General features: G+C 41.3%; 19 protein-coding genes, 1 pseudogene and 1 riboswitch. Of the genes and pseudogenes, 17 read left to right on the top strand and 3 right to left on the bottom strand.

Annotation, left to right across the window (positions count from 1 at the left end; genetic code table 11):
- Window positions 1-528 precede the first annotated feature (528 nt).
- Entirely contained in the window at window positions 529-678 is a 150-nt protein-coding gene (locus tag ACZ427_RS13860; RefSeq protein ID WP_461176579.1) for a hypothetical protein, read from the bottom strand.
- A gap of 240 nt (window positions 679-918) precedes the next feature.
- Here ACZ427_RS13860 and ACZ427_RS13855 point away from each other — a divergent pair, with 240 nt between their 5' ends.
- Window positions 919-2,409, top strand: coding sequence for an alkaline phosphatase family protein (locus ACZ427_RS13855; protein WP_461176578.1), 1,491 nt, complete (start codon window positions 919-921; stop codon window positions 2,407-2,409).
- An 87-nt stretch (window positions 2,410-2,496) separates the two neighbouring features.
- On the opposite strand, the gene ACZ427_RS13850 is transcribed toward ACZ427_RS13855, so the two are convergent.
- On the bottom strand, window positions 2,497-3,672 hold the full coding sequence (locus tag ACZ427_RS13850) for an MFS transporter (RefSeq protein WP_461176577.1): 1,176 nt from the start codon (window positions 3,670-3,672) through the stop codon (window positions 2,497-2,499).
- A 208-nt stretch (window positions 3,673-3,880) separates the two neighbouring features.
- On the opposite strand from ACZ427_RS13850, the gene ACZ427_RS13845 reads away from it, so the two are divergent.
- Both ACZ427_RS13845 and ACZ427_RS13840 read left to right on the top strand, forming a co-directional pair.
- Window positions 3,881-4,600: a gamma-glutamyl-gamma-aminobutyrate hydrolase family protein gene (locus ACZ427_RS13845; RefSeq protein ID WP_461176576.1), complete on the top strand. Its 720-nt coding sequence runs from the start codon at window positions 3,881-3,883 to the stop codon at window positions 4,598-4,600.
- Window positions 4,601-5,000: 400 nt separating this feature from the next.
- A complete protein-coding gene (locus tag ACZ427_RS13840) occupies window positions 5,001-5,711 on the top strand; it encodes an MOSC domain-containing protein (RefSeq protein WP_461176575.1) in 711 nt (236 codons plus the stop codon).
- Between the two features lie 51 nt (window positions 5,712-5,762).
- On the opposite strand, the gene msrA is transcribed toward ACZ427_RS13840, so the two are convergent.
- Complete coding sequence (gene msrA / locus ACZ427_RS13835; protein WP_464883585.1) at window positions 5,763-6,242, bottom strand: peptide-methionine (S)-S-oxide reductase MsrA; 480 nt, start codon at window positions 6,240-6,242, stop codon at window positions 5,763-5,765.
- A gap of 139 nt (window positions 6,243-6,381) precedes the next feature.
- Here msrA and ACZ427_RS13830 point away from each other — a divergent pair, with 139 nt between their 5' ends.
- The 14 genes and pseudogenes from ACZ427_RS13830 (at window position 6,382) to purH (ending at window position 20,827) form a co-directional block, all read left to right on the top strand.
- Window positions 6,382-7,029: an MOSC domain-containing protein gene (locus ACZ427_RS13830; RefSeq protein ID WP_461176573.1), complete on the top strand. Its 648-nt coding sequence runs from the start codon at window positions 6,382-6,384 to the stop codon at window positions 7,027-7,029.
- Between the two features lie 76 nt (window positions 7,030-7,105).
- Window positions 7,106-7,744, top strand: coding sequence for a DUF2179 domain-containing protein (locus tag ACZ427_RS13825; RefSeq protein ID WP_461176572.1), 639 nt, complete (start codon window positions 7,106-7,108; stop codon window positions 7,742-7,744).
- 969 nt (window positions 7,745-8,713) lie between these two features.
- The gene (locus tag ACZ427_RS13820; protein ID WP_461176571.1) at window positions 8,714-9,607 is read left to right on the top strand and encodes an SDR family oxidoreductase; all 894 of its coding nucleotides are present in this window, start codon (window positions 8,714-8,716) and stop codon (window positions 9,605-9,607) included.
- A gap of 105 nt (window positions 9,608-9,712) precedes the next feature.
- Window positions 9,713-9,813, top strand: a riboswitch (purine riboswitch).
- A 239-nt stretch (window positions 9,814-10,052) separates the two neighbouring features.
- Entirely contained in the window at window positions 10,053-10,544 is a 492-nt protein-coding gene (gene purE / locus ACZ427_RS13815; protein WP_461176570.1) for a 5-(carboxyamino)imidazole ribonucleotide mutase, read from the top strand.
- Window positions 10,531-11,661 (top strand): 5-(carboxyamino)imidazole ribonucleotide synthase, encoded by a 1,131-nt coding sequence (gene purK / locus ACZ427_RS13810; protein ID WP_461176569.1) that lies wholly within the window; start codon window positions 10,531-10,533, stop codon window positions 11,659-11,661. The genes purE and purK overlap by 14 nt, the downstream gene beginning before the upstream one ends.
- A complete protein-coding gene (gene purB, locus ACZ427_RS13805; RefSeq protein WP_461176568.1) occupies window positions 11,658-12,962 on the top strand; it encodes an adenylosuccinate lyase in 1,305 nt (434 codons plus the stop codon). The genes purK and purB overlap by 4 nt, the downstream gene beginning before the upstream one ends.
- A 43-nt stretch (window positions 12,963-13,005) precedes the next feature.
- A pseudogene (locus ACZ427_RS13800) lies at window positions 13,006-13,158 on the top strand (phosphoribosylaminoimidazolesuccinocarboxamide synthase); the annotation flags it as partial.
- Window positions 13,158-13,409 (top strand): phosphoribosylformylglycinamidine synthase subunit PurS, encoded by a 252-nt coding sequence (gene purS, locus ACZ427_RS13795; protein WP_461176567.1) that lies wholly within the window; start codon window positions 13,158-13,160, stop codon window positions 13,407-13,409. The pseudogene ACZ427_RS13800 and the gene purS, both read left to right, overlap by 1 nt.
- Entirely contained in the window at window positions 13,406-14,089 is a 684-nt protein-coding gene (purQ, locus tag ACZ427_RS13790) for a phosphoribosylformylglycinamidine synthase subunit PurQ (protein ID WP_461176566.1), read from the top strand. Before purS ends, purQ begins: the two co-directional genes overlap by 4 nt.
- Entirely contained in the window at window positions 14,073-16,301 is a 2,229-nt protein-coding gene (purL, locus tag ACZ427_RS13785; RefSeq protein ID WP_461176565.1) for a phosphoribosylformylglycinamidine synthase subunit PurL, read from the top strand. The genes purQ and purL overlap by 17 nt, the downstream gene beginning before the upstream one ends.
- The gene (gene purF / locus ACZ427_RS13780; RefSeq protein WP_461176564.1) at window positions 16,277-17,686 is read left to right on the top strand and encodes an amidophosphoribosyltransferase; all 1,410 of its coding nucleotides are present in this window, start codon (window positions 16,277-16,279) and stop codon (window positions 17,684-17,686) included. Before purL ends, purF begins: the two co-directional genes overlap by 25 nt.
- Before the next feature lie 15 nt (window positions 17,687-17,701).
- Window positions 17,702-18,721 carry a phosphoribosylformylglycinamidine cyclo-ligase gene (gene purM, locus ACZ427_RS13775; protein WP_461176563.1) on the top strand — a complete coding sequence of 340 codons (1,020 nt, stop codon included), beginning with the start codon at window positions 17,702-17,704 and terminating at the stop codon, window positions 18,719-18,721.
- Entirely contained in the window at window positions 18,718-19,284 is a 567-nt protein-coding gene (purN, locus tag ACZ427_RS13770; protein WP_461176562.1) for a phosphoribosylglycinamide formyltransferase, read from the top strand. The genes purM and purN overlap by 4 nt, the downstream gene beginning before the upstream one ends.
- Before the next feature lie 10 nt (window positions 19,285-19,294).
- Window positions 19,295-20,827 carry a bifunctional phosphoribosylaminoimidazolecarboxamide formyltransferase/IMP cyclohydrolase gene (gene purH / locus ACZ427_RS13765; protein WP_461176561.1) on the top strand — a complete coding sequence of 511 codons (1,533 nt, stop codon included), beginning with the start codon at window positions 19,295-19,297 and terminating at the stop codon, window positions 20,825-20,827.
- Window positions 20,828-20,834: the final 7 nt, after the last annotated feature.

Here is a 20,834-nt window from a genome sequence, read left to right as displayed (position 1 = left end):
AACAAACGAAGCAGAAATCCCGATTGGACTGTCCTTCATGAAGCTGATGAAGAACAAACGAGTCGGAAATGCCGGGATAACTGTCCTTCATAAAGTCGATGAAGGACAAACGAGTCGGAAATGTCGAGTGTACTGTCCTTCATAAAGTCGATGAAGAACAAACGAAGCAGAAATGCCGGGAGAACTGTCCTTCATAAAGCTGATGAAGAACAAACGAAGCAGAAATCCCGAGGGAACTGTCCTTCATAAAGTCGATGAAGGACAAACGAAGCAGAAATGCCGAGAGAACTGTCCTTCATGAAGCTGATGAAGGACAAACGAAGCAGAAATCCCGAGTGGAATGTCCTTCATAAAGCTGATGAAGGACATTTTAAAAGGTAATTCCCTCATAAAATCCATATTAAGTTATAAGTGGTTTAATTGAATATGCGACTTTTATTAGAAATCCCGTGAAATCAACATTTATCATTATTCTAAAGTGGTTAAAAGGTGTTAATTATATATTTTATACCCAAAAAAGAGAATCTCTTATGTTCTTTCTGTATTTTGACAGAGAAACTGTTTTTTCATTACATTTTCTCTATCTGTAACCCACTTCATCCATTCCATCTCCTTTTGGGATAAATTGCGTTCCAGCTTTGTTCTAAACTCACTGACTAATTTCTCGAAATTATTCATTCACTATCTCCCCCTTTACTTAAATATGTATTAGTTATCCAATGGTAGTATGCAATTATTTCGTCAAATAAGAACAAATTGTTATCCTTCCCGCATTTTTATAATAAATATTAAGTAGTAATCAAATAATAGAATGATGACATGTTTTTCACGGAATGTTAATGATTGGTGCCATATATTTCGAAAAAATTACTACTAACAGGATAGATCAGTTTTCTGTAAACAAAGGGGATTTGTAATGTGAAGGTGAAAAAATTAAATCAACATCGACAATCGACATCAACAAAGCCAGTGATTTTATTAAATATTGATTCACTGATGCCTGCACCACTGGAAGTAGCTATCCAAACTGGCCATGCTCCTGCTTTACAATTTCTAATGGAAAACGGCAGTTATCTCTCTAATGTAGTCAGCTCTTTTCCAACAATGTCAGTAACGATAGACAGCAGTCTGCTGACAGGGACATATGCTGACAAACACCAGATTCCCGGTCTGAATTGGTTCGATGACTCCCGAAAACAAATCATTAATTACGGGACGGGTTTTCGGGAAACGAATAAGTTGGGAATACGTAAAACCATCCATAACATGCTCTACAAGCTGAATAATGAGCATTTGAGTGGCGATGTTACTACCGTATATGAGGAGTTAGCTGAAAAGGGGGTGACTTCCGCTTCTATTAATTCCTTTGTCTATCGTGGAAACACACCAAAGCGCTTGCAAGTTCCGAAGTTATTCAGCACATTGACTTACTTTGAAGACGGTAAGTGGACAAGCAAGACCCCGCCGATTTTCTCATTAGGTGCCTTTTCCAAACTGCGGTCCAGGAGTTTTCCTACACAAATTGCTGCAGGAAATTATAAATACACGGCCAGGGAGCTTCGTCATTTAATTCGTAAAAACAAACTTCCTGGGTTTACTTTCTGTATCTTTCAGGACCTGGATTTTCGCATGCATTTCAAAGGGCCAATGGATATAAAAGGAATCTCCAAAATAGATCGTGAAATCCAAAAAACACTGAACTTGTATTCCAGCTGGGAAGAAGCACTTCATCAATGCGTATGGATGATTATGGGAGACAATGGTCACTCCCCGACGGGTTCCAGCTATCGTAAATTTGTCATTGATTTAAGGAAAACCCTGAAGAAATATCGTATTGCACGACTTCAGCGCCCCATTCACAAAAAAGACGAGATTGTCCTGTCTGTAAACCAGCGTATGGCTTATATTTATGTATTGAACAGAAATATTTCACTCTCCGCTATTATTGATCGTCTGAAAAAAGATCATCGTATTGATATTATTGCCTGGAAAAAGGAGAACTCCATTCATGTCGTCTCAGGCATGAGAGAAGGTTCATTACATTATAGTCCTGGCGGTGAATATACGGATGTGTATCAGCAAACATGGAATATGGAGGGGGATTTTGAACTTCTGGATGTACATGTGGGAGATGATAAAAAAATTTCCTATGGCGACTACCCTGATCCATTAGCCCGGGTTTATGGCGCGATGCATTCCCAACCGGGCCGTTTCATTGTGGTTAATGCTAAACCGGGTTGTGATTTTAAGGCTCAGTCCACACCATTCCATCTTGCTGGTGCTGCACACGGTTCTTTGCACAAACAGGAATCTATCGTGCCGTTGGTGATTGCAGGGACCACGTTGAAACCAGACTATCCGCGTCTTGTGGATATGAAAGAATTCCTGTTGAAGCTGCTGAATCAATAAATTTAGAACTTGGAAGCGGAGTTATTCTGTATTGAAATTCTCTGCTAGAGAAGAAGAACTTCTATGAGGTATAGAAGTTCTTCTTCATTATTCCATTCTTTTTCCGGATGTTACTTGCTTTCTGTACGTCTGCATATGATAAATAATAAGTAAAATTGTTCCGATTAATGCCAGACTTCCCATGCTAAAGTACAACGAACCTCCGCCAAATGTGTCCATAATTGCGCCTCCTGCCAGTGAACCAATAATCCCGGATAAGCCGAAGAATGTAGCAAAAAACAAAAGGTGTCCGGTAGCTTGTAAAAGCTTTGGGATAAGCCTTGTCACATATTCAAATGCCGATAAGTAAAAGATACCGAATGTCAGCCCATGCAGGAATTGCAATGCTATAATGTAGATTGGATCTTCAATCCATGCATATAAAAACCATCTTGTTGAATACAGGATCCCTGCTGCAATAATGAAGATCAGTGGATGATATTTTCTGAACCAAAATCCCGCGAAGGCAAAGACAGCAGCTTCTGCAAGAACTCCTACAAACCAGGCAATCCCGACAAGCCCTTCTGAACCACCTAATTGGGTAATATACAGTCCCATATAACTGTCATTCGCGCGATGCGTAATGGTTAGGAACAAAATCATCAGTAAAAAAATGAGAAATGGTTTATTTTTAATGATTTTACCTACATCCTTGAATTGAACTGGTTCCGATTCAACTTTTACATCTTTTAACTGGAAAACAATCAATAAGGCCAAGAATCCGAAAAACAGGTATGGGAGTAACATATATTGGACCCCAATATAATCAAGCAGTGCACCGATAAGCAGGGAAGAGGTAGCAAATCCAATCGAACCCCACGTTCTGATGGTGCCAAAAGAGACTTTAAGATCATCTGCACGACGTTGTGCAAGACTGTCACCAAGTGCCCCGATTGGAGAGGTGAAAAAGTAAAACACTGCTCCCATCAGGATAATCGAAAGTAATGTATTCATCTGAAAGAACAGGGTGCTGCCAATGATAAGCCCGATAATACAAATCAAAAGGATCCACTTCACTGTTTTATACTTATCACTCAAATACCCCCAGAACGGTTGAGCAAAAATGGATGCAAGCGGACCGATGGCCAGCACCCAGCCTATTTCCGTACCGCTGAGCTCTTTGTATTGCAAATATAAGGGTAGAAAACTAAGTATGACTGTATTTGATGCATGAAAGCTGAATAACAGCATTTTCAATGGCACTAAGGATTCGTCTTTGAACAAAATACACCGCTCCTCTTGTCTATATGGACGTAGATTACTAAAAAACCCGATTAAACAACTATATCATGCATGCCTGTATTTTGTAACAAGTATCAGAAATACACAGTTATGTATTTATCAGATAAATCTTATAATTCACTGGACATAAGGATAGCAGTCAACTAAACTGAAGCAAAGTCATATGTATTAGTATAGGGGGGATTCGAAAGTGAAACCAATTATTGGGGTTACATCATCAATGGAAATAGATGAATCACATTACTCTGTCACCAATAGAAATGTAAGGGCAATCTACGAGGCGGGTGGTATGCCAATGATATTACCGTATCTATTAGATGAAAAAGACGTGAAACAAATAGCAGATGAAATTGATGGGCTATATGCGACGGGAGGATATGATATCGACCCTACTATGTTTGGGGAGGAGCCACATCCAAGGCTTGGTACGATTATTCCTAAACGTGACAGTTTCGAAATTGCACTTATTAAAAAACTCCTGGTAACAGATAAACCTGTATTAGGCGTGTGCCGTGGAGCACAAACCCTGAACATTGCAGCTGGTGGGGATATGTATCAGGATATTTATTCGCAAGCCGACGGTGAGCTGCTGCAGCATTCACAAAAAGCACCATTGGATCATGGTTCACATTTTGTCTATGCCGAAGAAGGGTCATTGCTCCACCAGTTGACAGGTTCAGAGAAGTTCCGTGTCAATAGTCTACATCATCAGGCGAACCGCAATGTATCAAGCTCCTTTCGTATTAGTGGGAAATCCAGTGATGGTATCGTTGAAGCAGTGGAAAGTAAGGAACATCCATTTGCGCTAGGCTTGCAGTGGCATCCGGAAGCGATGGTTGTTTCAGGCGATCAGCCATCCATTAATATTTATCAAGAATTTATAAAAGCATGTGATACGAAGAAGAAATAGAGAAACGTGCGTTAGCGAGGCGCACGTTTCTCTATTTCTATGTTCTTGTTGTAAATGTTATAATTACCAAAGACTCTTTTCGTAAGCTTTGTCGCTCTTTATCTTCATAGGTGAGAGGAAATACGATGTAACTGCTATGTCGATTTCCGCTGCGAACCGTTGCGCACCTTAGGGCACGGCTTCAGTCTCCTCGAGAAAACCACTCTGCGGGGTCTTCAGACACGTGAGCAACAGGTATTTTGGTGGGGCGAGTAATCGCAGTCCCAAGTCTTTTCGATGGGACGAGTAACCGCAGTCCCAAGTCTTTTCGATGGGACGAGTAACCGCAGTCCCAAACGATTAGAAAGCAGCCTTATAAAAAAGTAGCAATAAAGATAAATATCGTAAAGTAGGTGTCAGAATGGAACAATCATTTGTACATAAAGTTTTTATCGGTAAAGTAAAACAATTGGGTGATCAAAATGCAACGAATCGAATGGAAAAACCGTGGGCAAGTGGTATTTTCAAAAATGAAACAAATGAAAAACTCCGGGTAGGAGAAAATGGATTCTCAGGCGATGAAGTGGCCGATAAAAAGAATCACGGTGGTCCAGAAAAAGCTATATTCGCGTATCCCATCAAACACTATACTTTTTGGAAAGCAGATCTGGAACTGGAGTCCATTGATATGGGAGCATTTGGTGAAAATTTTGCAGTACAAGGAATGGACGAATCCACTGTATGCATTGGAGACACCTATAAAATTGGCGATGCATTGATTCAGGTCTCACAGCCCCGCCGGCCTTGCTGGAAGCCTGCCCGTCGTTTCCAGATTATAGATTTCGCATTACGTATTCAAAATAGTGGGCGAACCGGCTGGTATTTCCGTGTGTTAAAGGAAGGTTATGTGCAAGCAGGAACTGCCATAGAACTGGTCAACAGACCTTACCCTGAGTGGACAGTTGCAGCTAGTAATAAGGTGATGTATGAGAAAAAGGACGACCTTCATTTAACTGAAGAACTGGCTTCATGTGACTTGCTGGCTCCCAATTGGAAGCGAACATTGCATAAACGTTTGCAAGGTAAAGAGTCTAATATGGAAAAACGTGTTTTTGGTCCGAATAAAGAATAACGAGTTATTATGAAGAAACGTGCAGGGCAAATACCTGCACGTTTCAACTATTTATTTTCTCCATACAGCTTCAATAAATTCATCTCTGCCAGATTTTGCCCGGTCTTCTTTATATTCCGCTTCATTCTTCTTATAAAAATCCTGATGGTATGCTTCTGCAGGATAAAAAACAGCTGCCGGCAGAATCTTTGTTACAATCGGTTTGGAAAATTTATTACTTTGATCAAGCTCTTTTTTGGAAGTTTCGGCTGAATCACGCTGTTCTTCATCCTGATAAAAAATAGCTGTTCGATAGGAATCGCCACGATCTTGAAACTGCCCGCCATCATCCGTAGGGTCGATTTGCTGCCAATAGATGTTTAAAATTTCCTCATACGCAATAATGGCAGGATCATAGGTGATTTCTACTGCTTCATAATGTCCGGATGTCCCGTTTTTCACATCTTCATACGTAGGGTTTTCAAGTTGTCCGCCAGTGTATCCGGAGATGACACTATGAACCCCGTCCCACTGATCAAATGGTTTCACCATACACCAGAAGCAACCACCTGCAAATACTGCCTTTTTCGTTGTCAATTTGCCTTACCTCCTGTTGCTAATGTTATAGTTATACTAGATTATTTTTAAATAGAATAAAAACAATATAACATAAGATAAAGCAGGTGACATAATGGATGAACCACATGTACATAAAATATTTCAAGGTAATGTGAAAGAAATACCGGAAACTGGGAGAACGAACAGACCATGGGAAATAACGATGTCTGCCTATAAATCAATTGAAAATGTATGGTTAAGCGAAACAGGTATTTCAGAAGTTGATGGGCCACAGCGAACGCCAGATAAAGCAGTATTTTCCTATCCGATTAAACATTATACCGATTGGAAGGAAGAATTTGCGGTGGAAGCAATTGATATGGGGGCGATGGGTGAACATTTCGTTGTGCTTGAAATGGATGAATTTACTGTATGCATTGGTGATACATTCAAGATTGGAGAGGCGCTTATTCAAGTTTCTCAGCCTGGCCTTCCTTATTTGGATTCTTCTACGCCTTTTCGTCAGATTGACTTTGCTAGACAGATACAAAAAAGCGGAAGAACCGGTTGGTATTTTCGTGTATTACAGGAGGGCAATGTGCAGGCAGTATCTGATTTGGAATTAATGGAACGCCCCTACCCGCAGTGGTCGATTGCTGCATGTAATGAAATACTACATGTATATAAGGAAGATCTCCGATTGGCAGCTGATCTGGCATCCTGTGAATTATTGGGGAAGAGCTGGCAAAGGGCATTACAAAAGAGGGTACGTGGATTTTAACACATACTTTAAAAAAATTTCCATATGAATATACTATTAATATGTTCTACATGCATAGGAAAGAGGAGGATTTTACTTGTTGGAAAATGCATTTATTATGGTTGCAATCATACTTATCATCAATATCGTGTATGTATCCTTGTCAACCATCCGTATGATCCTGACATTAAAGGGCAGGAGATACATTGCTGCTTTTGTCAGCATGTTCGAAATTGTTATTTATGTTGTGGGACTAGGATTGGTGCTCGATAATTTAGATCAAATCCAGAATCTGATCGCCTATGCAGTTGGTTTTGGGATGGGGGTTATTATTGGAACGAAAATAGAAGAGAAGCTTGCATTAGGCTATATTACCGTGAATGTTGTTTCATCTAATCCTGATCTTGACTTTACAAGGAAAATACGGGAAAAAGGGTATGGCGTAACAAGCTGGTCAGCCTATGGCAGGGAAGGGGACCGGTTATCCATGCAAATTCTGACACCAAGAAAGTATGAGCTCATGCTTTATAAGTTGATTAAGGAAATCGATCCAAAAGCATTTATTATCTCTTATGAACCAAAACAGATTTATGGCGGGTTCTGGGTGAAGCAGGTACGTAAGGGAAAATTAATGACGCCGAGAAAAAATAATGCTGGATCCAATGCGAATCCGTCTGGACAGCCAACAGGAACAGTGGAAAATAATAATATAAATGATACCAAGAAAAATGAGTAGATCAGTATACTGAGTAACGGGTTCTCTTTTGAGGTGCAAAAAAGAAAAAACAATGCAAATCACACAAAGATTAGCAATATAAATAGCAGGGCAATTCGCACTTGAATTTGCTCCTGCTCTTTTTATAGCTGACATTTACTTTAGTGAAGTTAAAAACCTTCATAAAGCCGATGAGTTACCGAATTGAGTTTAAATTCAAGGAAACGGTCACTCATAAAGCCGATGAGTTACCGAATTGAGTTTAAATTCAAGGAAACGGTCACTCATAAAGCCGATGAGTTACCGAATTGAGTTTAAATTCAAGGAAACGGTCACTCATAAAGCCGATGAGTTACCGAATTGAGTTTAAATTCAAGGAAACAGTCACTTATAAAGCCGATGAGTTACCGAATTGAGTTTAAATTCAAGGAAACAGTCACTCATAAAGCCGATGAGTTACCGAATTGAGTTTAAATTCAAGGAAACGGTCACTCATAAAGCCGATGAGTTATTAAATTCCATAAAGGGACAATCAATTTAGTACACAAAATAGCGGATTGAGAACAAAAATTCTCAATCTGTTATTTGTTAGGTGATTTACCTTGCGATTTGACATGTTAAAATGATCTAAACCTTGATAAATTAACATTCATGATGTACTGAAATTGTTGTCATTCCAATTGATATTTCGTGTAATATTTATATGCTTTGGACCTCAAAAGAGATGTCTTAGTATACTGAGCTATTCTTTTTTATTTGTCTCTATTTGTAAGTTTTGTTCCTCTTTAACCCTCACAGTTGATAGAAAATGCGACGTAACCTAACAGTGACTTCTTCTCAACCTTTACAACATGAATACTAGTCCAGCGCTGCTTAAAAAACACTCGCTTTCCACGGGGAACGCTGGACTCCTGATTAGAATATATTGTTTATGATCGCCCAGTAATGATACTTGGTGGAATTAGAAAGTATGCATTAGGAGGAAAATGAATGGATGAGTGGAATGATTTGAGCCACAAAATATTACCAACCGAATTTCCACCCCAGCACCAGCCACAGCAACCCGGTGTTGAATCATTGATGGTTCCGAGGCCAATGATTGAGAATCCTGATTATACGCCTGCAGGAAAACTGAAAGACAAGGTAGCCATTATTACGGGTGGGGATAGTGGAATTGGTGCAGCTACTGCGATTGCTTTTGCCAAAGAAGGTGCTGATATCATCCTTCCTTATTATTATTCGTATGAGGATGGGGATGCATATCGAACGAAACATAGGATTGAGGAGCTTGGCAGAAAGTGCCTGCTGATTGTTGGTGACCTGAGAGTTAAACAGCATTGCCAAAACGTAATCAAACAGACCATGGATTATTTCGGGAAATTGGATATTTTAGTGAATAATCATGGAGTGCAATTTACACAGGAAAGTCTGGTGGATGTTTCAGATGAGCAATGGGATGCAACCTTCCAGACGAATATTTATGCTTTTTTTTACCTGACAAAAGCCGCTTTGCCATATTTAGGAAAAGGGAGTGCGATCGTTAATACGACGTCGATTACCACGTATCAGGGAGAAGAAAAAATGATTGATTATACAGCCACAAAGGGGGCTATTGTCGGTTTCACCCGTTCGCTATCATTAAATGTGGTCAATAGAGGGATTCGTGTAAATGCCGTTGCACCAGGTCCCATATGGACGCCGTTAATTCCGGCGAGTTTTTCCGCTGAACGGATAGCCGAAAACTTTGGCAAAGATGTACCGATGAAACGAGCGGGGCAGCCGTATGAACTGGCGCCTGCCTATGTATATCTTGCATCTGATGATTCTTCCTACGTTTCCGGGCAGGTTATCCACGTAAATGGGGGAGCAATGGTAAGTTCTTGAGTATAAATAAAACTAAAATGCGTAAAAACCGAACATTAGTATAAATTAATAATGGATTGTTCGATATTTTATTGATTTTTCTAGCTTGATTTGTTATGCTTAACCCGACAAATAAATACGGTACCTCATATATTTCTTTAGAATAGGCTTTAGAAGTTTCTACCCGGCACCGTAAATGCTGGACTATGAGGGAGGATGAGTTCGTTGCAGCAGCAATGATCTGTTTGAGTGTGTTTTTGGTATGGTCTATTCATCTTCTCTCATAATACGAGGGAGAGGAATAGACTTTTTTCATAGTATAAGGACCTATAATGTGAAGTTTGTTGCTCCTTCCTCCCGTAGTTTATCATTTTAAGCAACATTTTTATTCGGTGGGACGAGTAAGAGCAGTCCAAACTATTAGAAAACAGATTAATATAAAAAGTGATATAGAAAGAGGGATTTCATGGCACAAGTTGGGATAATAATGGGAAGTATTTCAGATTGGGAGACAATGCAGCATACATGCAGTGTACTAGATGAACTGCAAATCCCGTACGAAAAGGATGTTATTTCCGCACATCGTACACCAGATGAAATGTTTGCTTACGCTAAATCTGCCCGGGAAAATGGATTGAAGGTTATTATCGCAGGTGCTGGCGGTGCTGCACACTTACCTGGAATGATCGCATCACAAACGACCTTGCCAGTGGTTGGTGTTCCTGTTCAGAGCAAGGCACTGAATGGATTGGATTCCCTTTTATCCATAGTACAAATGCCTGGTGGTGTTCCTACTGCAACGGTTGCAATCGGGAAGGCCGGTGCAACAAATGCAGGAATTCTGGCAGCACAGATGATTGGTGCATTTGATGAATATGTAGCAGCAAAACTGGCAACCTATCGTGAAGCAATGCAATCAAAAGTGACAGAAATGAGGGACGAGCTTGCGAAAAAATAATATTATACTACCACCCCAAACAATCGGAATCATTGGTGGCGGACAACTTGGCCGGATGATGGCAATCGCAGCTAAATATATGGGATACAATGTTGCGGTACTTGATCCAACTCTTAATTGTCCCACGGCACAGGTTGCAGATAAACAGATTACTGCAGCATATGATGACATGGATGCCATAAAGGAATTAACTCAAATCAGTGATGTCGTAACATATGAATTTGAAAATGTTGACTTGACGGCTGCCACATATATTGAGGAACATGGAAAATTGCCGCAAGGAGCTTTTGCATTGGAAATCACACAGAATAGGGAAAAAGAGAAAGAATTAATGAGGAATGCAAACTTGCCTGTTCCGGAATTTTCAATCGTGACAAATGAAAAAGAATGCGAAACGGCATTGCAAAACATTACGTATCCGGCAGTTATTAAAACCTGTAGCGGTGGTTATGACGGAAAAGGACAAATCAAACTAAATTCGCCAGAGGATGCACAAGCAGCCATAGACTTTGCCGAGAAAAACAAGCATTGCATTATCGAACAATGGCTCAAGTTCGATAAGGAAATTTCGGTTGTTTTCACAAGATCCGAGTCTGGTGATATCACATTTTTTCCTATAGCTGAAAATAATCATAAGGATCACATCTTGTATAAAACTACCGTTCCGGCGCGAATTAGTGAAGGAATTCAGTCAAAAGCCCATGAAGCAACTGACAAACTTGCACAGGCAATGAACATTGTTGGGACATTTGCGATTGAAATGTTCGTTAAGGGTGAGGAAATTTACCTGAATGAAATGGCGCCACGCCCGCATAATTCAGGCCATTACACGATTGAAGCATGCAATATTTCCCAATTTGCACAGCACATACGGGCAATTTGTGGGTTACCTTTAACAGAGATCAGACTACTTAATCCTGCCACTATGGTTAATATTCTGGGTGAAGATCTCGCTGGTGTGCAAAAAGCAATGGGATATGCCGATGATGGTTTTGTTCATTTATATGGTAAAGACGAAGCAAAAGCAAAACGAAAAATGGGTCATATAACATTCATCGCAGAAACAGAAGCAGAAAAACAGAAGCAAATAGAACGATTCGAGGAGGCAAAACATTGATTGAACGTTACACCAGAGAAGAGATGGGGGCCATTTGGACAGAGGAAAATAAATATAAAGCATGGCTCGAGGTTGAAATCCTCGCATGTGAGGCGTGGAGTGAGCTTGGGGTTATTCCAAAAAAAGACGTGGAAAACCTTCGCGCAAATGCCTCCTTTGACATGAACCGGATTTATGAAATCGAACAGGAAACAAGACACGACGTTGTTGCCTTCACACGTACAGTTTCCGAAACGCTTGGAGAAGAACGGAAATGGGTCCATTATGGTTTAACTTCTACAGATGTTGTGGATACAGCACTTTCCTATCTGTTAAAACAGGCAAATGATATTATTCGCAAAGACCTGACAAACTTCATTGAGATTTTGAAAAATAAAGCAATTGAACATCAGCATACAGTGATGATGGGGCGTACACATGGGGTGCATGCAGAACCGACAACATTCGGACTGAAGCTTGCACTGTGGTATGAGGAAATGAAGCGTAATTTGGAACGTTTTGAACAGGCAGCGAAAAATGTCGAATTTGGTAAACTTTCCGGGGCAGTAGGAACGTATGCAAATATTGATCCATTTATTGAACAATATGTATGTGAAAAACTAGGGACCTCCCCTGCACCCGTATCAACACAGACTTTGCAGCGGGACCGTCACGCAGCATATATGTCAGCACTTGCACTAACTGCTACATCCATTGAAAAGTTCGCAACTGAAATACGTGGCCTGCAAAAAACCGAAACACGCGAGGTGGAAGAACGTTTTGCGAAAGGCCAAAAAGGATCTTCTGCCATGCCACATAAACGAAACCCGATTGGATCTGAGAATATGACCGGAATGGCACGTGTGGTCCGTGGTTATATGATGACCTCTTTTGAAAATGTTTCCTTATGGCATGAACGTGATATCTCTCATTCTTCTGCAGAACGTGTCATATTACCTGATGCCACAATTGCATTGAATTATATGCTGAACCGTTTTGGAAACATCGTTAAGAATTTAACGGTATTCCCAGACAATATGAAGAGAAATATTGACCGGACACATGGCGTGATTTTTTCACAGCGTGTTCTTCTCACATTAATTGATAAAGGCATGAATCGGGAAGCCGCATATGATAGTGTCCAGCCGAAAGCAATGGAGGCATGGGAGACCGGTACACATTTCAAGCAGCTTGTGGAAGCTGACGGACAGATTACTTCGAAGCTGACTCAAGCAGAGATTGATGATTGCTTTGACTACACATACCATCTGAAAAATGTGGATGTAATCTTTAACCGAATCGGTCTAACAAAGGATGAATAATATGAAGAACGCCCTCTTGCATGAAGGAAAGGCGAAGTCGTAAGCGAATGGATGTCTGCTCCTTGCCGATGAAATTTCTCCAGATAAATGGAGGCTATGGGGTATAACAACACTGGATAAAGATGTTTTCCGTCAGGGGACTGACGATTTAATAGAGGTAAATAAAGAAATCCTACATCGACTGGAGGAAAAATGATGAAAAAAGTTACTGTACATATCACGTTAAAGCAAGGTGTCCTGGATCCACAGGGAAAAGCAATACAGGAATCATTGAATTCCCTTGGCTATCAGGAAATTCAAGATGCTCGTGTTGGAAAATATATCGAACTACAGGTTGAGGAAGGACCAAACCTGGAAGAACGGGTGAAGGAAATGTGTGACAAGCTACTCGCAAACCCAGTTATTGAAGACTATCGCTTTGACGTGGAGGGGGCTGTTCGTTCGTGAAATTTGCAGTGATTGTATTTCCAGGATCCAATTGTGATCGTGACATGTACCATGCTGTAAAGGAAGTACTACAGGAAGAGGCAGATCTGGTCTGGTATGAAGGTAGCAATCTAGAAAACTATGACGGCATCCTTTTACCAGGCGGATTTTCCTACGGGGATTATCTCCGTTCCGGTGCAGTTGCTTCTACATCCTCTGTAATGAAACAGATCAAAGAGCATGCCGCTGAAGGAAAGCCTGTGTTGGGTGTTTGTAATGGTTTCCAGGTTCTTACGGAGGCACAGCTTTTGCCTGGTGCATTGATGAGAAATAAAAACCTTTCCTTCATGTGTCATCAGGAGCCACTTGTCGTTCGGAATAATGAGACAATTTTTACTTCCGATTATCAAAAGGATGAAATCGTCCGTTTTCCAATCGCTCATGGTGAGGGAAATTATTTCTGTGATGATGCAACACTTCAGGAACTTAAAGCAAATAATCAAATCGTATTTACGTATCAGAATAACCCGAATGGATCGGTTTCTGATATCGCAGGGATTATCAATAAAGAAGGTAATGTGCTTGGCATGATGCCACATCCGGAACGAGCAGTAGAGGAATTACTCGGCAGTGATGACGGCCTTAAATTATTCCAGTCAATCATCGAAAATTGGAGGGATACCTATGCAACAAACGCATGAAATCAGTCCGGAACAGGTGGAAAAGGATCAACTGTATAAAGGTATGGGGTTAAGCGACGAGGAATTTGACATGATCAAAGATATCCTGAAACGCCGACCGAACTTTACCGAGACAGGGATATTTTCTGTGATGTGGTCCGAGCATTGCAGTTATAAAACGTCGAAACCATTATTGAAACGATTTCCAACGAAGGCACCTTATGTTCTTCAGGGACCTGGTGAAGGTGCCGGGGTTATTGATATCGGGGATAATCAGGCCGTTGTTTTTAAAATTGAAAGCCATAATCACCCATCAGCAGTTGAGCCTTATCAGGGAGCTGCTACAGGTGTTGGTGGAATCCTTCGTGATGTTTTTTCCATGGGTGCCCGTCCGATTGCTGTGATGAATTCGCTTCGTTTTGGAAATCTGACAAAGGAGCGCACAAAGTATCTGTTTACGGAAGTTGTTAATGGGATTGCAGGCTATGGTAATTGTGTTGGTGTCCCTACAGTGGGCGGAGAAATACAGTTCGACGAGAGCTATGAAGATAATCCGCTAGTGAATGCAATGGCGATTGGTTTGATTAACCATGATGAACTTCAAAAAGGAATCGCAGCTGGAATTGGTAATACAATTATTTATGCGGGTGCACCTACCGGACGTGACGGCATTCATGGCGCGACATTTGCCTCTGATGATTTGGGAGAGGATGCAGCCAAAGACCGGCCGGCGGTTCAGGTTGGCGATCCATTTATGGAAAAACTGCTGATTGAGGCATCTTTGGAAGTTATTCATTCTGATGCATTGGTTGGTATGCAGGATATGGGTGCTGCAGGACTAACGTCATCAGCTAGTGAAATGGCAAGTAAAGCAGGTACCGGGATGGAAATGAATCTTGATTATGTCCCACAGCGTGAGCAAAACATGAACGCCTATGAAATGATGCTTTCTGAATCACAGGAGCGTATGTTGCTTTGTGTAAAGCAAGGGCGTGAACAGGAAATTATAGCTATTTTTGAAAAGTATGGATTGCAGGCAGTAGCTGTGGGTGAGGTAATCAGTGAAAAAGTCTTCCGGATTAAACAGCACGGTGAAGTAATGGCAGATGTTCCTGTAGATGCACTTGCAGAAGAAGCACCGGTATATCAGATGCCATCTAAAGAAGCAGCGTATTTCCAAGAATTACAGGCAATCGAAAATACGGTTCCACAGGTTGATGATCATGCAGAAACATTGAAACAGCTATTACAGCAGCCGACAATTTCCAGCAAAGAATGGGTTTATGATCAATATGATTCCATGGTACAGACAAATACAGTTGTAACCCCTGGCTCTGATTCAGCGGTTGTTCGTATTAAAGGAACAGATAAATCGCTTGCTATCACAACAGATTGTAATTCTCGTTATATGTACCTGGACCCTGAGACAGGCGGAAAAATCGCGGTTGCGGAAGCGGCACGTAATATTGTCTGTTCAGGAGCACGTCCACTTGGAATTACAGATGGATTGAATTTCGGGAATCCAACAAACCCGGAAGTCTTCTGGCAAATGGAAAAAAGTGTTGACGGGATGAGTGAAGCTTGTACAGCACTCAGCACACCGGTTATTGGCGGAAATGTCTCCTTGTACAATCAGTCCAAAGGAAAAGCAATTTTCCCTACACCTGTCGTTGGAATGGTTGGATTACATGAGTCCGTTAAACACATTACACCTAGTTATTTCCAGCAGGCTGGAGATCTGATTTATTTAATCGGGGAGACCGAAACGGAATTTGGTGGAAGTGAACTGCAAAATATTGTCGATGGCAAATACGAAGGAAAAGCACCGCGCATTGATTTACAGGTTGAAGTAGAAAGGCAGAAACAACTTTTAGAAGCGATTCATAAAGGTACGGTTCAATCGGCACATGATTTAGCAGAAGGCGGTCTTGCTGTTGCACTAGCTGAAAGTGTCTTTAATGATAAAGGCTTAGGTGTGGCAGTTGACCTGGAAGGGGACGCAACTGTTGCCCTGTTCAGTGAGACGCAATCACGATTCCTTGTATCTGTTAAACCGGAAAATAAAGAAGATTTCGAACGAATTGTACAACCTGTACAACAAATTGGTGTCATAACCGAAGATAGCAATTTTACTGTCAACCTAAACCATTCGAATCTTATTCAGGAAAATACAGAAAAACTGAAAGGGTTATGGAAGGGAGCTATCCCATGCTTGCTGAACTCAAAGGTATAAATGAAGAATGTGGCGTATTTGGAATTTGGGGACATGAAAAGGCGGCAGAGCTTACGTATTATGGCCTGCATGCCATGCAGCATCGCGGGCAGGAAGGCGCTGGTGTTGTTGTAAGTAATGGTGATGAATTAAAACCGCATAAAGGATTAGGATTAGTGAATGACGTATTTAAACATGCAAACTTTGATGATCTTTCCGGGAGTGCTGCGGTTGGCCATGTCCGTTACACGACACAGGGCGAACGAGGCATCGAAAATGTTCAGCCATTACTTTTTCGTACACAAACAGGTAGTATGGCAATGGCGCATAACGGCAATGTCATGAATGCACATCAATTGCGCGGGGAGCTTGAGGAACAAGGAAGCATTTTGCAGACTTCTTCAGATACGGAAGTGCTTGCCCATTTAATCAAACGAAGTGGAATGAAGGTAAACGAGGAGTCAATCTCCGGTGCGCTCAATGAAATTGTCGGGGCCTACACGTATATTCTTTTAAAAGAAGATAAGATGTATGTAGCAGTTGATCCGAATGGTGTGCGGCCATTATCGATAGGCAAATTTGGTAATGCCTATGTCGTGGCCTCCGAAACTTGTGCTTTTGATCAAATTGGAGCTGATTTCGAACGTGAGGTTCTACCGGGTGAGCTTGTAACAATCAGTGACGAAGGAATTGAATCAACCCGTTTTGCAATGCGTGAGCAACGGAGTATGTGTGCAATGGAATATGTTTATTTATCCAGGCCGGATAGTGATGTCAATCTTGTTAATGTTCATGCTTCCAGAAAAAAGATGGGAAAAGAATTAGCAAAAGAGTCTCCAGCAGAAGCAGACATGGTCATCGGGGTGCCGGATTCCAGTATCTCCGCAGCAATCGGATATGCGGAGGAAAGCGGTTTGCCTTATGAGATGGGTATCATTAAAAACCGGTATGTTGGAAGAACATTCATTCAGCCTTCCCAGGAATTGAGGGAACTTGGTGTAAAAATGAAGCTTGCCCCAGTACGCGGAATTGTAGAGGGGAAAAGGATCGTTATGATTGATGATTCCATTGTCCGTGGCACAACAAGCAGGCGAATTGTCCATATGTTAAAGAAAGCAGGTGCCAAAGAAGTCCATGTGCGCATCGCTTCACCTTCCATACAAAATCCATGTTATTACGGTATTGATATGTCAACAAGGAAAGAATTAATTGCAGCCAATCATACGGTTGAGGAAATTTGTGAAATTATCGGTGCGGACAGTGTGGAGTATTTATCGGAAACGGGACTGGAAAAAGCAATTGTAAAAGATAAAACGATCAATCAAGGGCTCTGTACAGCTTGTATGTCAGGGAATTATCCTATTAAAAAAGAGGGCCTAACGGAAATAAGCGGCACGAGTTGCTAAAAGGTGGGTAAATCTATGTCAGATGTATATAAAAAAGCCGGAGTAGATGTTGAAAAGGGCTATGAAGCTGTCGAACGGATGAAGAAGCATATTGAAAAAACAGCCCGTCCGGAAGTGTTGGGCGGTATTGGAGCATTTGCAGGATTATTTGAACTCACTTCATTTAACTACAGGGAACCGGTGCTGGTTTCTGGAACCGATGGTGTTGGCACAAAGCTGAAGCTTGCCTTTCAATTAAATAAGCATGATACAGTCGGTATTGATTTAGTTGCAATGTGTGTTAATGACATTGTTGCCCAGGGTGCGAAGCCGTTATTTTTCCTTGATTATATTGCCTGCGGAAAAAATGACCCGGCGATGATTGAACAGATTGTTTCAGGTATTTCCAATGGATGCGTGGATGCAGGTGCTGCTCTTATTGGCGGAGAAACTGCAGAAATGCCAGGAATGTATCAAGATGATGAGTATGATCTTGCTGGATTTACAGTCGGAATTGCCGATAAATCAAAGCTTGTTACAGGTGAGTCTATTCAAGCAGACGATGTTGTGATTGGTCTGTCGTCCAGCGGGATCCATTCCAATGGTTACTCGCTCGTTCGTAAAATTGTGGAAGGACTTGATTTAAACAAATCATATGAAGGACTGTCCATGTCGCTTGGAGAGGCATTGTTAGAACCGACGAAAATTTATGCGAAGCAGGTAGCTGCTGTTCTGGAAAATCATACAATCAAAGGAATCTCGCACATTACCGGTGGTGGGTTTTATGAAAATTTCCCTCGGATGATTCCGGATAATCTAGGGGTTGAGCTGGACACTGCAGCCTGGGAAGTACCGGAAATTTTCCCGTTCCTGCAAGAAAAAGGAGCTATATCAGATAAAGATATGTATGGCGTGTTTAACATGGGAATTGGTATGGCACTCGTTGTAAGAGAATCAGATGCAAACAGTATTGTATCGATTTTGGAGGAAAATGGCGAGAAGGCATCTGTTATCGGAAAGGTAGTAGAAAACGAAGGAGTGCATTTTTCGTCATGAGTAAAGTGAAAGCAGCTGTGTTTGCATCAGGGACAGGCAGTAATTTTCAGGCAATGCTGGATGAAAAAGACCTGGCCTGTGATATTGCACTTCTTGTGTGTGATAAACAAGAGGCAGCCGCCCTTGAAAAAGCTGCAAAACACGGGATTCCGGCATTCGTTTTTAATCCGAAAGCATATGCTTCCAAAGCGGAATATGAAAATGAAATCATTGAAAAGTTGCAGGAGGCAGATGTCGAGTGGGTTTTTCTCGCAGGTTATATGCGAATTGTTGGTTCAGCCTTACTGCATGCTTTTGAAGGCAGGATCGTCAATATTCACCCATCCCTACTGCCTGCTTTCCCTGGGAAAGATGCCATTGGACAAGCATATCAAGCAGGTGCAGGGCAGACAGGGGTGACTGTACATTTTATTGATGAAGGAATCGATACAGGTCCAATTGTTGCCCAGGAGTCACTTAAGGTCTCATCAGAGGATACCGAAGAAACGCTGAAAAAAAGAATACAAGAAATCGAGCATCATTTATATCCACAGGTTATCAATCAGCTAATTTTATCAAAGTGAGGGATTTTTCATGCAAAAACGAGCATTGATCAGTGTATCCAATAAAGAAGGTATTACAGCATTTGCAAAAGGATTGTCCGAACTGGATTATGAAATTATTTCCACCGGCGGCACTTTACGTGTATTAAAGGATTCCGGGATAGAAGCAAAGGCCATTGATGAAATTACCGGATTTCCGGAGATAATGGATGGTCGGGTAAAAACACTTCACCCGAATGTTCACGGTGGATTGCTTGCAAAAAGGTCGAATGAAAATCATATGAAACAGATTGAGGAAAATGACATTTCCCCGATTGATATGGTTGTTGTAAACTTATATCCATTCAAACAGACCCTGGAAAAAGAAGGGGTTTCAAATGATGAAATCATCGAAAACATTGATATCGGCGGTCCAACGATGCTTCGTTCCGCAGCAAAAAATTTCGCAGATGTAGCTGTTGTTGTAGATCCTTCCGATTATGGTGCTGTTTTAAAAGGACTCCGCGAAGATAAATTTGATGTAGAGCAGCGCAAAAATTTGGCTGCTAAAGTTTTCCGTCATACTGCAAATTATGATGCATTGATTGCAGCGTATTTTGCTGAAGAAACGAAAGAAGAATTTCCAGAGACTTATACCGTTACATATGAGAAAGTACAGACATTGCGTTATGGAGAAAATCCCCACCAGGAGGCTGCATTTTATAAAAGCCCACTGCAGACAAGCATGAGTCTGGCCACAGCAAAACAGCTGCACGGGAAAGAGCTTTCCTATAATAATATTCAGGATGCGAATGCAGCGCTTGATATCTTATCGGAATACAGTGAACCGGCAACAGTAGCCGTTAAGCATATGAACCCATGCGGAATCGGTGTTTCAGAAAATCTGTTCCAGGCGTTTCAAAAAGCTTATGACGCAGACCCTATCTCTATTTTTGGGGGAATTGTTGCATGTAATAGAGAAATAGATTCACGTACAGCAGAGAAGCTTAGTGAGATATTTTTGGAGATTGTTCTTGCACCTGGATACAGTGAAGAGGCGTTGGAGATTTTAACAAAAAAGAAAAACATACGTTTGATGGAATTGAACATGAATGATGAAAAAACGGCTTATCATAAGCTGACAACCGTTAAAGGCGGTGTGCTGATCCAGAATAATGATAATGGTGAAGTTACCGAAGATCAATTACAGGTTGCTACAAAACGTCAGCCGACAGAAAAGGAAGTAACAGATTTACAGTTTGCATGGAAAGCGGTCAAGCATGTGAAATCAAATGCGATCGTTTTAGGAAAAGACAATCAGACAATCGGAATTGGTGCAGGGCAAATGAATCGGATCGGCTCAGCAAATATCGCAATCGAACAGGCTGGCGAGAAGGCAAAAGGTTCCGTCTTGGCATCTGATGCATTTTTCCCAATGCCGGATACAGTGGAAGCTGCAGTGAAGGCAGGAGTTACAGCAATTATTCAGCCTGGTGGCTCCAAGCGTGACCAGGATTCCATTGATGTATGTAATGAGCATGGAATCGCAATGGTTTACACGGGAATACGTCATTTCAAACACTAAGCAGGAG

This window comes from Virgibacillus ainsalahensis, assembly GCF_055380755.1.
Note: the sequence above shows the minus strand (reverse complement) of the source record. Positions and strands in the feature narration are given on the sequence as shown.